This is a genomic window from Kitasatospora sp. GP30, assembly GCF_029892145.1.
Lineage (GTDB): Bacteria > Actinomycetota > Actinomycetes > Streptomycetales > Streptomycetaceae > Kitasatospora > Kitasatospora acidiphila.
The window spans coordinates 104,055-117,776 of record NZ_JARZAH010000004.1 but is presented as its reverse complement, the minus strand read 5'-3'; the positions used below and the strand labels follow the sequence as shown (position 1 = coordinate 117,776).

Below are 13,722 nucleotides of genomic sequence, written 5' to 3'. Positions count from 1 at the left end.
GCGATGACCACGATCCTGGTGACCGGCGGCACCGGCACGCTCGGCCGGCTCGTCACCGAGCGGCTGCGCACGGACGGGCACGACGTGCGGGTGCTGAGCCGGCACTCCCAGCCCTACGCCGTGGACCTGCGCGAGGGGACCGGGCTGGCCGAGGCCGTCGCGGGCGTGGACACGATCGTGCACTGCGCCACCTCACCTCGCGGCGGTGACGAGCAGGCGGCCCGCCATCTGATCGACGCCGCCCGCGCTGCCGGGGTGCGGCACCTGGTGTACATCTCGATCGTCGGCATCGACCAAGTGCCGCTCGGCTACTACCGGACCAAGCTCGCCGTCGAGAAGCTCATCGAGGAGTCCGGGCTCGGCTGGACCACCCTGCGCACGACGCAGTTCCACGATCTGGTCCGGCAGGTCCTGGAGACCTTCGCCAAGCTGCCGGTCATGCTGCTCCCGGCGGGAGTGACCGACCAGCCGATCGAGGTGTCCGAAGTTGCTGCCCGCCTGACCGAGCTGGCAACCGGCAACCCTGCGGGGAGGGTTCCGGACATGGGCGGCCCCGAGGTGCTCACGCTGTCGGAGCTGGCCCGCAGCTACCTGCGGGTGACCGGGCGCCGGCGCGGCGTGCTGAACGTGCCGCTGGCCGGGACGGCTTATCGCCGCATCCGCTCCGGCGGACTGCTGACGCCGGACCGCGCGGTGGGCGAGGTCACGTTCGAGCAGTACCTGACGGAGCGGCTGCGCAGCCGGAGTTGACGTTTCGACGGCACGCCCGCCCCTGGCAGCGCGGCTGTGAGGGCGGGCGTGGCGCGGTGCTGGGCGGTAGCCGGCAACCACCGCCCTGTGCACCGGCGTTACCCGGGAGTGCGCGGGACTGCCGTCATGCGCCTGCCTGTTGGGTCAGCTTCGCCGCGTAGCGCTCGGTCGAGCGGAGCTTGCGACCGTCCGCGCCGGGGATCTTCGCGCGCAACTCCAGGATCCTTGGTGCCAGTTCGAGTGCCACCGCAGGGTCGCTGATGGCCCGCCAGCAGGCCTCGGCGTTGGTCGTCACCTGCTGGGTCTCCTGAGCCTCAGGCCCGTCGGCGACCAGCAGCACCATGGCGACCTCTCGGTACAGCTCCGCCGCTCCCACCAGATCGCCTGCCAACCGGGCCAGGTGGGCGAGGACTTGGCGGATCATCAGGACGGGAGGGGCGATCGGGCCGTGCGTGGCCACCGCTTGCTGCTCCAGGACCAGCGCGAGCTCCACCGCCTGATTGTGGTCGCTCGCCTCGGCCATCGCGACGATCCGACCGAGCGCCTCGCGGTAGTCGGCCGGCGGGGCTTCGGTTTCCGCGGGCGGTGCGCCGGGGTCTGCGGCCGGCGCGTCGGTTGCTGCGGGCGCTGCGGCGGCTGCCGCAGGCGGTACGGCGGCTGCCGCCGGCAGTGCGTCGGTTGCAGGCGGTACGGCGGCTGCCGCAGGCAGTGGGTCGGTTGCTGCGGGCGGTGCCGGTGCTGCGGGCGGTGCCGGCTCCGCGGCCTGGGCGGGCGCGGCATCGGTGGCGGGTTCGCGGGCAGCCTCGGCGTGGGAGGCGGGCTCGGGCTGGTGGGCGGCCTCGGCGGCGTGCTCGGGCTGCTGGTCGGGGTCCTGGGCCTGCTGCTGATCAAGCGCCGGCTTTGCCAGCGACACACCCTCCCCGCTGCCCGCCGCGGAGTCGGACTCGGACTCGGACTCTGCGGCAGCCTGCTGACCAAGCACTTGCTCGGTCGGGAGGTCCACGGTCGACAGTCCGTCCCCACCCTTGAGCAGCGACACCGGCCGCGTCGTCCGCACCGTCTCAGGCACGCCGGGCTTGAGCAGCGAGACCGGGCCCCTGGGTCCGGGAGTCCGCTGCGGCGGCACGGTACCGCTCGCCTCAACCACCGCACCGCCGGCCGCGCCGGTCGTCGAAGCAGCGTCGGCCCCTCCCACCACCTGCACCGCAGCAGCAGGCGCAGCAACCGAACCAGCCGCAGACACAGGCGCGGCAACCGCCGGCCCAGTCGTCGGCGCCCCCTGCTGGCGAGCCGTGTTCTTGAAGACCGGCCGCTCCGGCGGATAGGCGGCCAGCACCAGCGCATCCGGCCGGAGCACCGAGTGCACCTGGGCACGGAGGTGCTCCGGCGCCAGGACAGGGCCGGCTCCCGGCCGACCGCCGTGCAGGCACTCGATCAGCGCCCGGGTGAAGGTGCCGATCTGCTCCGGGTCGGGCGCGACCACGGCCCAGAGCGGCACGCCTTCGGTGAACTGCGGGCTCTGCACCAGCGGCCAGGCGGCCTGCTCGGCACTGAGGTCCGCGATCACCAGGGTGTCCCAGTCCGTGGGACGGGCGCGCAGCTCGCCGACGATCGCCGACCAGGCCAACCCGTCGGTCCGGACGGTACCGGTCTTTGAGTCACGCAGCGTCAGATACAGCCCGCCGCCGCGCTTGTCGGCGACCAGGTGGCCGCCGAGGTGCACCAGGAGCGGGCCCGGGTGGCGGGCGGCGGCGCGCAGGTGGGCGAAGACCGTCTGCGGGTCGCTGGCCGAGGGCAGGTGGACGGCGTCCACGGCGTCGGCGGCGAGCAGGATCTGCGGCGCGACGGCCGCCAGCATCGCGGAGAGCACCGGCGCCTGACCGCCCGAGCCGCCTCGGCCCCAGCCGCGCCGACTTCCGTAGCCGCCCTCGACCGCGAGGATCCGCCCGCGCAGGCCGCCACCGACCACCGACCGCCCGGCCCCACCGGCCGTGGCCACGGCCTCGGCCTGCGCCCTGGCCAGCGCGGCGACGTCGGCCAGCAGCACGTCGGTGGTCCAGCCCGTGGAGACCGCGGGTTCCCCGACCGGGCCGGCCTCGCCCGAGCCGCCCGGCGTGCCGGCGGCATCGTGCCCGGCCGCGCCGGTCGCGGGCGCCTCCGTGGGCACCGCCTCGGTCGCCGGTGCAGCGGCCTCGCCCGCTGACGCGTCGCCACCTGTCGAGCCGGGCCCGCCCGCAGACGGGGTACCAGCGCCCGGCACGGCCTCACTCGGCACCGCACGCAGCACCGCCGTGGCCCGCGCCTGCGGTACCGCGCGCAGCACCGCCGTGGCCTGCGGCGCACCGGTCGGCCCGGCAGCACCCGCTCCCGCCGCCCGGCGGACGGCCTCGGCCTCCTGTTCCTCACCCCATGGCAGTCCGGCGGCCAGGGCCGCCGCCTTCGCGTCCGCCAGGGCCCGGTACTCCTCGGGCACGGCGTCCTCGATCACCGGCATGCCCGGCATGCCCGGCACCAGTGGTGGCAGTGGTGGCAACGGTGGCACCGCGCCGTTCGGAGCGGTCGGTACCACGACGTCGGTCGGCACCCCAGCAGTCCCAGCAGTTCCAACGGTCGATCCACTGTCCGCCAACGCCGGTCACCACCCCGCCCGCCACCCAGGGCGCCTCGGTCCACCGGGCCACGGCCCTCGCGGCCGCGCCCCCTTTTGCGCCACCTTAAGGGGTGTGCGCACCAGGGTTCCAGGCGCCTCGTGCACTGCCCGGCCCCGGCGAGCCCGTCGGCGGCCTCGGTACCCTTGAAGTAACCAAGGGGTCCCGCCCTAGCGTTCGACGCGCTGGAACTCACACAAGCAGCGAGGAGCGCGTCATGAGCGGGGTCACGGTACGAAGGATCGCGGTGTTCGGAGCGGGCGGACGGGCCGGGCGCTGGGCCGTCGCGGAGGCGGCGCGCCGCGGGCATGAGGTGACGGCGGTGGTCCGGAGCCCTGCCAAGTACCCGGAGCTGACGGCCGACGGGGTGACGGTGGTGGCGGGCGATGTGACCGACCGGGCCTCGGTGACGGCGCTGACCGCCGGTCACGACGCGGTGATCAGCGCGGCCGGCAGCTATGACGTCCCGGCGGACGAGTTCTTCCCGGCCGCCGCGCGATCCCTCGCCGCCGGGTTGGCCGACTCCGGGGTGCGCCGGCTGGTGGCGGTCGGCATCGGGACGGCGCTGGAGGCGGCGCCGGGCGTGCCGTTGCACGACACCGAGGGGTTCCCGCCCGAGCACCGGGGCTTCTCGATCGGCCACGCCGCCGAACTGACCGTCTGGCAGCAGGCCCCTGAGGCCCTGGACTGGGTGGTGCTGGCCCCGCCGCCCACCTTCCTGGACGCGGACGGCGAGCGCACCGGCCGCTACCGCACCGGCGGGACGGGCCTGTTGGAGCTGCCCGCCGACGCCCCGCTGTTCCGCTACGCCGACCTGGCGGTCGCCTTGGTGGACGAGGCGCAGGCGCCCCGGCACCACCGCGCGCTGGTCGCGGTGGCACACGGGTAGTACGCGGGAACCGGCCTCAGGGGCGGGACTCGTACAGCACCGTCTGGAAGAGTCCCGCCTCCTCCAGGCCCGACGGGTCCTCCCCCAGTGCCCGGACCGCGGCGACGGCGTACCGCTGTTCGCGCTCATCGGTGAACCGGCGCTGCGGATACGTCCGGGCGGTGTCGGCCGTGGTGCGCAGGCCGTGGGCGGCGAGGGTTTCGGCGATCGATGCGAACGGGACGGTGCGCAGCCAGAACGCGCTGACCCACACCGGGCGCCCGGCCCCGCTCAGCAGTGCGTCGAAGGTCCGCTCGGTGATGTAGCTGCCGCCGCCGGTCATGGTGATCAGGCCGACGTCGGCCAGTGCGACGCTCAATCGGGGGCCGGGCGGTTGCAGTTCGAGGTTGTCGGTGCAGGCTACGTCCAGGAGGCCGACGGCCTGGGCGTAGCGCACCGCGCGGGCCGCGATGTCCAGGCCGATCACCGGGTAGGCGTCCGGGCGCCGCCGCTCCTCGTAGAACTCCTTGTCCCAGGCGGCGAGTTCGACCGTCGACAGCTGCTGCGCGCGGCGGCTGGTGTAGTGCTCGTAGAGCTCGGCCATGGTCAGGTCGTGGTTGAGCAGCGCGGCGTTGATGCCGTACGAGCAGCACACGTCCAGTACCGCCGGCCGTCGCCCGCCGCCGTCGCCGACGCTGTTGCGCAGCTCCGCCGCCCGGCGGAACACCGGTTGGGCGTGCTGCGGGATCTCGTATCCGAGCGGCTCCAGCCGGGTGAAGTACGCCCGTGGATCTGCCTGGTTGTAGATGTCGTCGAAACGCGCCTTGCCGCCGGGCCCGTTCCCGTTCTCCGGGCCTGATGCCTCGTCCTGAACGCTCATACGGCTACTCCCAACCGATCCGTTCCGTCATCTCTACCACCGAAACACCTTCCGCAGGGACATGACACCGAATCGGCACACCACTCGCCGACCGAGCCGAAACCGAACGGGAGGGCCGTGGCGTGAAACGGCAGGGTGCGGAATCCGTGCTTCCGGCAGCCTGGTTGACTGAGCGCCGGCCCGACCGTTCGGACGGGCCAGCGCCAACCACCGCCCCAGGCAGCACCGGCACTGGAAGGATCCATGCACTCCCTGCAACCGCTGCTCTCCGCATTCGTCCCGATCTGGATCCTGACCGCGATCGGCTACCTGGTCAGCCGCACCGGGCTGCTCGGCGACCAGGCCGAGCTGGTGCTCGGCCGGTTCGTCTTCCACGTCGCCATGCCGGCGGCCCTGTTCACGATGCTCGCCAAGGCTCCGCTGCACAGCTTCGCCAACCCCTCGATGGTGGCGTTCGCCGCGGGCACCCTGGCGGCGAGTCTGCTGGGCTGGGCCGCCGCACGCTGGCTCTTCGGGCGCCGGCCGGCCGATCAGGCGATAGCCGGGATGGCCGCGGGCTACGTCAACTCGGCCAATCTCGGGATCCCGGTCGCGGTGCAGGTGCTGGGCGACGCCTCATTCGTCGGCCCCGTGCTGCTCTTCCAGGTGCTGCTCGTGACGCCGGTGATCCTGGGCGCGCTGGACGCCGGCACCGACCAGGGCGACGGGACGAACCGGCTGCTCCGGATGGTCCGGATGCCGCTGCGCAACCCGATCATCCTGGCCTCCGCACTCGGCGTCGTCTGCTCGGCGACCGGGTTCCGGCTGCCCGGGGCGCTGGGCCACTCCTGCGAGCTGCTCGGTACCGCCGGGGTACCGACCGCGCTGATCACGCTGGGCATGTCGCTGCACGCCCGCCCCGCCGCCGAGCGGGCTCCCGAGGCCACCACCCACCGTGCCGAGGTAGGGCTCGCCGTCCTCGCCAAGAACCTGGTGCAGCCGCTGGTCGCCTTCACCGTCGGCAGCCTGCTGCTGCACCTGACCACCCACCAACTGCTCGCGGTGGTGGTCTGCTCGGCCCTGCCGACCGCCCAGAACGTCTTCATCTACGCCCGGCAGTACGGGCTGAGCACGGCGCTGCCCCGGGACTCGGTGCTCTTCTCCACCCTGCTGTCGATGGTCACACTCTCCGCCGTGGACTGGGCCCTGACCGCCCATTGACCAGCGACGCTGACCAGCGCCTCTGACCTGCGTCGTTGTCCGGAGTTGATTGATCGGCGGGCCGGCACCCCCTGATCAATCCCGGGCCGGGCTAGAACGGGGTCATGGAGTTCGGAATCCTCGGTCCGCTGCTGGTTCGCGACGAACACGGCGAGCATCCGGTCGCCGCACCCAAGCAGCGGGTGCTGCTGGCCGCGCTGCTGCTGCGCCACGGCCAGGTGACCACCGCCGAGACGCTCGCCGACTGCGTCTGGGACGGCCGGCCGCCGCGCACCGCCAGGTCCGCCCTGCAGAACAGCGTGATGCGGTTGCGCGCCGGCCTCGGCGCGGCCGGCGCGCGGCTGCAGACCCGCGCCGGCGGGTACCTGCTCGAAGCGGCGCCCGAGGAGTTCGACCTGCACCGCTTCACCGAGCTGCACCGAAGCGGTGCGGCCGCGCTCGACCGCAGGGACGACGAGCAGGCGGTCGAACTGCTGGAGGCCGCGCTGGCCGTCTGGCGCGGCGACGCCCTGCTGGACGTGCCCTCCGACCGGCTCCACCGCGAGCAGGCGGAGCGGCTCGCCGACCACCGGTTGCAGGCGATGGAGGCGAGGGTGACGGCCGAGCTGCGGCTACGCCGCCGCTCGATGGTCGCCGAGCTGTATGCGCTGACCGCCGCCCATCCGGGCCGGGAGCGGTTCTGGGCGCAGCTGATGACCGCGCTCTACCAGGAGGGCCGGCAGGCCGAGGCGCTGACCGTCTACCAGCGGGTGCGGCGCGCCCTGGACGAGGAGCTCGGGATCCTCCCCGGCGCCGAGCTGCGCGAGTTGCACCAGCGGATCCTGCGCGCCGACCTGGAACCCGCCCCGGTGGACGAGCCGGCGACCGGTCACCAGCACCGCCCCGCACCGCTCCTTCCCGCACCGCGCCAGACGCCCCCGCCCCTCCCCTCCCGCCGCCAGGCACCCTCGGGGAACGCCCCCTTCACCCCGCTGACCCCCACCCAGCTCGCCGCTCCGCTGGCCGACTTCACCGGCCGGGTCACCGAGCTGGCCGAGCTGACCCGGCTGCTCACCGTGCAGCGCGGCACCGGTATCTGCGCCACGGTGCTGTCGGGCCCGGCCGGCAGCGGCAAGCGGACGCTGGCCGGGCAGGCGGCGCGTGCGGCACAGCGGGCGTTCCCCGACGGCGTGCTCCGCGCCGACCTGCGGGGCAGCCGGCCCGACCCGGCCACCCCGCACGAGGTGCTGGCCGCGTTCCTGGCCGCGCTCGGTGTGCCGGCCGACCGGCTGCCGATGGCGGCCGCGGACCGGGCCGCCCTGTTCCGCGGCATCGTGGCCGGGCGGCGCCTGCTGGTGGTGCTGGAGGATGCGCACAACGCGGCGCAGGTGCGGCCGCTGCTGCCCACCGACACGGCGGGCGCGGTGCTGGTGACCAGCCGGCGTCGACTGCCCGAGCTGATCGGCGCCGTGCCCGTGGCGCTCGGTCCGCTGCCGCTGCCCGATGCGGTGACCTTCCTCCGTCGGGCCGTGGATCCGCGGCAACTGGCGGACGGCCCGGCGGGGTCAGCCGAGCCGGCGGGCGACTCGACGACGCGGACCGGACCGGCGGGCGACGCGGCAACGCGGACCGAACTGGCGGGCGACGCGGCGGCACTGACCGAACTGGCGGCGCTCTGCGACGGCTTGCCGCTGGCGCTGCGGATCTGTGCGCTGCGGCTGGCGACCCGGCCGGGCTGGACGGTGCGCCGACTGGCGGACCGCCTGGTCGACCCGCGGCGGCGGCTCGACGAACTGCGGATCGGTGAGCTGGACCTGCGGACCGCCTTCGCCGGCGCCCTGCGTGCGCTGGACCCGGCGACGGCGGCGGCGTTCGGTCGGCTGGCGCTGCCCGGGCTGGCCACGGTCGGCACCCGGACCGCCGCCGAGGCGCTGGGCAGTTCCGCCCCCCACGCCGAGCACCTGCTGGAGCGGCTGGTCGACGCGCATCTGCTGAACAGTCGCACCCCGGGCCGGTACCGCTACCCGGCGCTGCTGCACCTCTTCGCCCGTGAGTACGCGCAGCAGCAGGACGGCGCTGCCGCCCGGCCGAGCCAGCCGCTCTGCACGATTCCGCGGTGCTGAGCGGCCCTCAGCCTGCCCGGTGCACCCAGTGGTTGGTGTGGATCAGGCGCCCGGCGAACTCGACCCGGCGTTCTCCGCGAAGCGTGAAGCCGATGGAGCGGCAAATCCCGTTCGACGGACCGTTGGTGACGGCGGGAAAGGCGTGCACCGCACCCCAGCGTCCGTCGTCGGCGGCCCGGTCGATGAGCTCCCGGACGGCCAACTTGGCGAGCCCGCGCCCCTGGTAGCGCGGGAGCACCATCCACCCGATCTCGCTGACGAGTGCGCCGTCATTGCCGCGGCTCGCGTGGGAGTCCTGTGGAGAGTCCTGGTGGGACCAGAGTGCGACGGTTCCCGCCGTACCGCCATCGACCTCAATCATCTTGATCCAGGAGCGGTCTGACGCTGCTTCGGCTACGTCCCGCTCGACCTTGGCGGCCATTCCTTCCGCAGGCAGCGGGCCGCCGAGCTCGGCCATCATCACCGGATCGCAGCGCATCGCCAGATAGGCGGCCAGATCCCGGAGTTCAACGTCTCGTAGCCGAATCCTCATTTTCCCGCTCCCTGTTCAACTACTGGTAAGGCATGAGCACTTCACGTTGCATCGGCCCTGTGCCTTACTTGGGTCTACGCGCGTTGTCCCCAGCTTGAGCTCAGCATGCCCGAACATGCCCCACCATGCCCGAACATGTCAGTCAGGAGCATCTGGATGAGCGTCACCCGCCGTCTGCTGACCACTCTCGCAGCAGGCGCCACTTCCATGGCCGCGGTCCTCGTGCCGACCGCCGCCGCCCACGCCGCCACGGGCACCTACTCCCTGGTCGTACTCCCGGACCAGGGCGAGAGCGCCATCTACAACTTCGTCAACTCGGCCACCAAGTCGATCGACGTCACCATCTACGAGCTTCGTGACACCACGCTCGTCAACGACCTGATCGCCAAGCACAACGCCGGTGTCACGGTCAGAGTGCTCATCGACCCCAACCACAGCTCGGTCAACAGCGCCGCCTACAGCGCACTGCAGTCCGCGGGCGTCGGAGTGACCTACTCCTCCAGTGCGTTCACCTACACGCACCAGAAGACGATCACCGTCGACGGCACCAAGTCGTACATCAGCACGGGCAACTTCGACACCACGTACTACTCGACCTCGCGTGACTACGGCGTCTTCGACACCGACAGCGCCGATGTCGCCGCGATCGAGGCCGTGTACAACGCGGACTACGCCAAGACCTCGATCACCCCCTCCGACGGCGACAACCTGGTGTGGTCGCCCACCGACTCGCAGACCCAGCTGCTGAACCTGATCAACGGGGCACAGCACAGCCTGGACGTCGAGGAGGAGGAGTTCGGCGACGCCGCCCTGGTCAACGCGATCGTCGCGGACGCCCAGCGCGGCGTCGCGGTCCGCGTGGTCGCCGAGAACACCAGCGGCTCCTACACCACCCAGTTGAACCAGGTCACCGCGGCCGGCGGCAAGGTGACCACCTACACCAGCTCGACGGGCTACTACATCCACGCCAAGGCGATCGTGTCCGACTACGGCACCTCGACCGCCAAGGCCTTCGCGGGCTCGGAGAACTTCTCCGACAACTCGCTCAACCACAACCGCGAACTGGGCATCATCCTCAGTGACTCGGGCGTGGTCAGCGGCCTCGAGTCGGCCATCACCGCCGACTTCAACCACACTGCGGGCAGTGGCAGTGGCAGCGGCACCGTCACCGTGACCACCCCGGGCAACCAGACCGGCACCGTCGGCACCGCCGCCAGCCTGCAGATCAGCGCCGGCGACACCGCCAGCGGCACCCTGAGCTACTCGGCGAGCGGCCTGCCCGCCGGCCTGTCGATCAACTCCAGCACCGGCCTGATCAGCGGCACCCCGACCACCGCCGGCACCTCCAACGTGACGGTCACCGCCACCGACTCCACCGGTCCGACCGGCACCACCACCTTCAGCTGGACCATCAACGGCGGTGGCGGCACTGGCAACACCGTCACGGTGACCAACCCGGGCAACCAGACCGGCACCGTCGGCACCGTCGCCAGCGTGCAGGTCAGCGCCGGCGACTCGGCCAGCGGCCAGACCCTGAGCTACTCGGCCACCGGCCTGCCCGCCGGCCTGTCGATCAGCTCCTCGGGCCTGATCAGCGGCACCCCGACCACCGCCGGCACCAGCAACGTGACCGTCACCGCCAAGGACAGCACCAACGCCAGCGGTTCCGCCAGCTTCACCTGGACCGTCAACCCGGCCTCCGGCGGCGGCTGCACCTCGGCCCAGCTCCTCGGCAACCCGGGCTTCGAGACGGGCGCGCTCTCGCCGTGGACCGGCTCCTCGGGCGTCATCAACAGCGATCTGACCTCCGAGCCGTCCCACTCCGGCAACTACGACGCCTGGCTTGACGGTTACGGCACCACCCACACCGACACCCTGGCCCAGTCGATCACCCTGCCGACCGGCTGCACCAACTACGACTTCAGCTTCTGGCTGCACGTCGACACCGCCGAGACCTCGACCACCAAGGCCTACGACACCCTCAACGTCCAGGTCCTGAACAGCTCCGGCACCGTGCTCGGCACCCTGGCCACCTACTCCAACCTAAACGCCAACACCGCGTACGCCCAGCACTCCTTCAACCTGTCCGCCTACGCCGGCCAGACCGTCACCCTCAAGTTCACCGGCACCGAGGACAACCAGTACCAGACCAGCTTCGTGCTCGACGACACCGCCGTCAACGTGAGCTGACAGAACACCAGTTCAGGTCCCCGGTTCGCCCGCCGAACCGGGGGCTTCACGCTGCTCGGGTAACCGACTTGCGCCTAAGCGGTCTTGGAGCCCGCACCGGCCAACTCCGGCTAAGGGCACCAGATCCGCGTCACACGCTCAGTGAATTCGTTTGTCCACGGGCCATCAGCTTGCCAGCAGCTCCGCCAACCGCTGATGAGCCGGGCCATCGAGCGTGCGCTGTAGTGATTCAGCCCGCAAGCGGACCAGTCCTTGCGGCGACCTGTCTGGGTATGGATGGGGACCACATAGGCCAGGTCACCAACGTCGGAGCCCGACAGACCAGCGTCGATACCCCTTCGCGCATCCGCCATCCCGGACAGTGGCGCGGCACCGGTCACCGCTGCCGCCGCCGCGAGAAACCGCCATCGATCCACCTGCTCTCCGCCCTTCGCTCCATCATCGGCGGCGCGCCTCAGCCTCCGCCATCGGCGTGATGCCGAAACCGCCGCGATGATCTGTTTCTGCGTCAGTCCGTAGCCATCGGCCAGCAGACCGTGCCATCGCAGAATCGGCATTCGCCGTTCGGTCTCCCAGCGCTTCAGGTTCTCCGGATCGAACCACTGCCCGCCCTGAAGCTTCTGAAGGAGCAATGCCTGCTCCCCCCGAGAACGTTCGGCTGCCTCGCGGATGCCCCTCAGCAGCACACCGATCCCGTCCGGTGCCATCATGCCTGCCCCCGTTTGGCTGACAGTCTCGTTCCCGATTCTGGCACCCCCAAGCGGACCCTCTGCACAGAAACGCACCTCCTCCCTGGCACCAGCGCCACAGACACCGAGCCGGCGGCACGATGCCAACACCACTCCGGGCGGGGCTCTGCCGCCGCCCTCCAGCGTGGTCTGACGATCGCCTCACGACTCCCGCGCGGCGTCTGTGCGGGATGCGACGCCCCCATATGGCGGTGGCGAGCCCGGCTCGGCCGCTGTTCCCGTGCTCCCGCTAACCGGATCGCCCGGAGTACTCCTCCGGGCATACCCGTAGGGGCGGAAGCGGCGGTTCGCCTCATCCTTCCGGCTAACCCCCTACTTCTCTGAGTGGACGTCAACTCCCTTGCGATGAACCTATGGTCATCGCATGACCGGCATTCGTCGCACTGTCGCAGTGGCAGGGCTGTTGCTCGCCCTGCCGCTGTCCATCGTCGCTTCCAGCACCGCGCTCGCTGCCACTCCCACCGCGGTCGCCTCCTCCCCGACGGCCGGGCCGGCCGCCTCCGCCACCGTGCCGACCGGGGTCCACATCGAGCTGCCGCGCCCAACCGGCCCGTACGCCGTCGGGCGGGACATCCTGCAGCTGGTGGACCAGGACCGGCCCGACCCGTGGGTCCCGTCGGCGGGCCCGCGCCAGCTGATGGTGTCGATGTACTACCCCGCCGACCCAGGCACCGGCGGCCCGGCCCCATACATGACGCCGGAGGCCGCGCGGCTGATGCTGGACGGGAAGCTGCCCGGCAACACCGTCCCCACCGACGCGGTCACCAGCGTAGGGACCTGGTCGAGGACCGACGCCCGCCCGGAACCCGGCCGCTTCCCGCTGGTGCTGCTCTCCCCCGGCTTCACCATGCCTCGCACCGAACTGACCAGCCTCGCCGAGGACCTGGCCAGCCGGGGATACGTCGTCGCACTCGTCGACCACACCTATGAGAACACCGGCACGACGTTCCCCGACGGGCAGACGCTCACGTGCGCCATCTGTGACACCTGGCCGCCCGGCGGCCCCGCAGTGATCGACGCGAGCCGGGCGACGGACATGTCCTTCGTCATCGACCAGCTGACCGCCCACCCGCACCCCGCCTGGCGGTACTCCCGGATGATCGACGCCCGGCGGATCGGGATGGCGGGGCACTCGATCGGCGGCTCGGCGGCCGTTCCGTCCCTGGCCACGGACGACCGGATCCGGGCCGGAGTCAACCTGGACGGCACGATGGACTACGCCGTCCCCACCGGCGGACTCGGCGGCAAGCCGTTCATGATGATCGGTCACCCGCTGGGCGCCGGGGTGGAGGACCCGACCTGGACGGACGCCTGGGCCAAGCTGAACGGCTGGAAGCGCTGGCTGACCTTCGCGGGCTCGAACCACGGCACGTTCACCGACAACCAGTTACTGCTGAACGACTTCGGCTACCCGAACCCTCCCGGCACCACGATGCCGGCCGAGCGCGGGATCGAGCTCACTCGCGAGTACGTCGCGGCCTTCTTCGACCTGCAGCTGAAGGGGATCCCCCAGCCGATCCTGGACGGGCCGACGGCGCAGAACCCGGAGGTCGGCTTCCACCCGTGAACGGTGAGCGGTGATCGTCGCCCGCGCGGCCGTCGGCACTCTGCCGGCGCCGCGCCCGCGGCGGATATGGAGGCTGCGGGCGGTCGGGGCTGATCGGAAGGCGGGCTTTCGGGTGGCTGGGACGTTGCGGCAGGCCGGGTACTGGCTCGGGCAGGTTTGCGATGAGCTTGTCATGGATGCCGTGGCGCGGGAGTTTGAGGGTCCGTCGCTGCTAAAGGGCTTGGTTTGAAGCCGAG

Annotated in this window: 10 protein-coding genes and 1 pseudogene; 7 read left to right on the top strand and 4 right to left on the bottom strand. The window is 71.9% G+C overall.

Annotation, left to right across the window (positions count from 1 at the left end):
* The first annotated feature begins 3 nt into the window (after positions 1-3).
* Complete coding sequence (locus P3T35_RS08575) at positions 4-750, top strand: NAD(P)H-binding protein (protein WP_101383718.1); 747 nt, start codon at positions 4-6, stop codon at positions 748-750.
* Positions 751-874: 124 nt separating this feature from the next.
* On the opposite strand, the gene P3T35_RS08570 is transcribed toward P3T35_RS08575, so the two are convergent.
* Complete coding sequence (locus tag P3T35_RS08570; RefSeq protein ID WP_101383717.1) at positions 875-3,334, bottom strand: hypothetical protein; 2,460 nt, start codon at positions 3,332-3,334, stop codon at positions 875-877.
* Between the two features lie 281 nt (positions 3,335-3,615).
* Between P3T35_RS08570 and P3T35_RS08565 the strand changes: the two genes are divergently transcribed.
* The gene (locus P3T35_RS08565; protein WP_180356741.1) at positions 3,616-4,287 is read left to right on the top strand and encodes an NAD(P)H-binding protein; all 672 of its coding nucleotides are present in this window, start codon (positions 3,616-3,618) and stop codon (positions 4,285-4,287) included.
* A gap of 16 nt (positions 4,288-4,303) precedes the next feature.
* On the opposite strand, the gene P3T35_RS08560 is transcribed toward P3T35_RS08565, so the two are convergent.
* The gene (locus P3T35_RS08560; protein WP_101383716.1) at positions 4,304-5,146 is read right to left on the bottom strand and encodes a hypothetical protein; all 843 of its coding nucleotides are present in this window, start codon (positions 5,144-5,146) and stop codon (positions 4,304-4,306) included.
* Positions 5,147-5,389: 243 nt separating this feature from the next.
* Between P3T35_RS08560 and P3T35_RS08555 the strand changes: the two genes are divergently transcribed.
* Together P3T35_RS08555 and P3T35_RS08550 are read left to right on the top strand one after the other, a co-directional pair.
* Entirely contained in the window at positions 5,390-6,346 is a 957-nt protein-coding gene (locus P3T35_RS08555) for an AEC family transporter (protein WP_101383715.1), read from the top strand.
* A gap of 104 nt (positions 6,347-6,450) precedes the next feature.
* Positions 6,451-8,448, top strand: coding sequence for an AfsR/SARP family transcriptional regulator (locus P3T35_RS08550; RefSeq protein WP_101383714.1), 1,998 nt, complete (start codon positions 6,451-6,453; stop codon positions 8,446-8,448).
* A gap of 7 nt (positions 8,449-8,455) precedes the next feature.
* Here the strand turns inward: P3T35_RS08550 and P3T35_RS08545 are convergent, their stop codons facing one another.
* On the bottom strand, positions 8,456-8,974 hold the full coding sequence (locus P3T35_RS08545; protein WP_101385469.1) for a GNAT family N-acetyltransferase: 519 nt from the start codon (positions 8,972-8,974) through the stop codon (positions 8,456-8,458).
* A 162-nt stretch (positions 8,975-9,136) separates the two neighbouring features.
* On the opposite strand from P3T35_RS08545, the gene P3T35_RS08540 reads away from it, so the two are divergent.
* Positions 9,137-11,170, top strand: coding sequence for a putative Ig domain-containing protein (locus tag P3T35_RS08540; protein ID WP_280704882.1), 2,034 nt, complete (start codon positions 9,137-9,139; stop codon positions 11,168-11,170).
* A gap of 110 nt (positions 11,171-11,280) precedes the next feature.
* Here the strand turns inward: P3T35_RS08540 and P3T35_RS08535 are convergent, their stop codons facing one another.
* Positions 11,281-11,880: a hypothetical protein gene (locus P3T35_RS08535; RefSeq protein WP_143676991.1), complete on the bottom strand. Its 600-nt coding sequence runs from the start codon at positions 11,878-11,880 to the stop codon at positions 11,281-11,283.
* Between the two features lie 403 nt (positions 11,881-12,283).
* Here P3T35_RS08535 and P3T35_RS08530 point away from each other — a divergent pair, with 403 nt between their 5' ends.
* Both P3T35_RS08530 and P3T35_RS08525 read left to right on the top strand, forming a co-directional pair.
* Positions 12,284-13,486: an alpha/beta hydrolase gene (locus P3T35_RS08530; protein ID WP_101383713.1), complete on the top strand. Its 1,203-nt coding sequence runs from the start codon at positions 12,284-12,286 to the stop codon at positions 13,484-13,486.
* An 82-nt stretch (positions 13,487-13,568) separates the two neighbouring features.
* Positions 13,569-13,715: pseudogene (locus tag P3T35_RS08525) on the top strand (GNAT family N-acetyltransferase); the annotation flags it as partial.
* Positions 13,716-13,722: the final 7 nt, after the last annotated feature.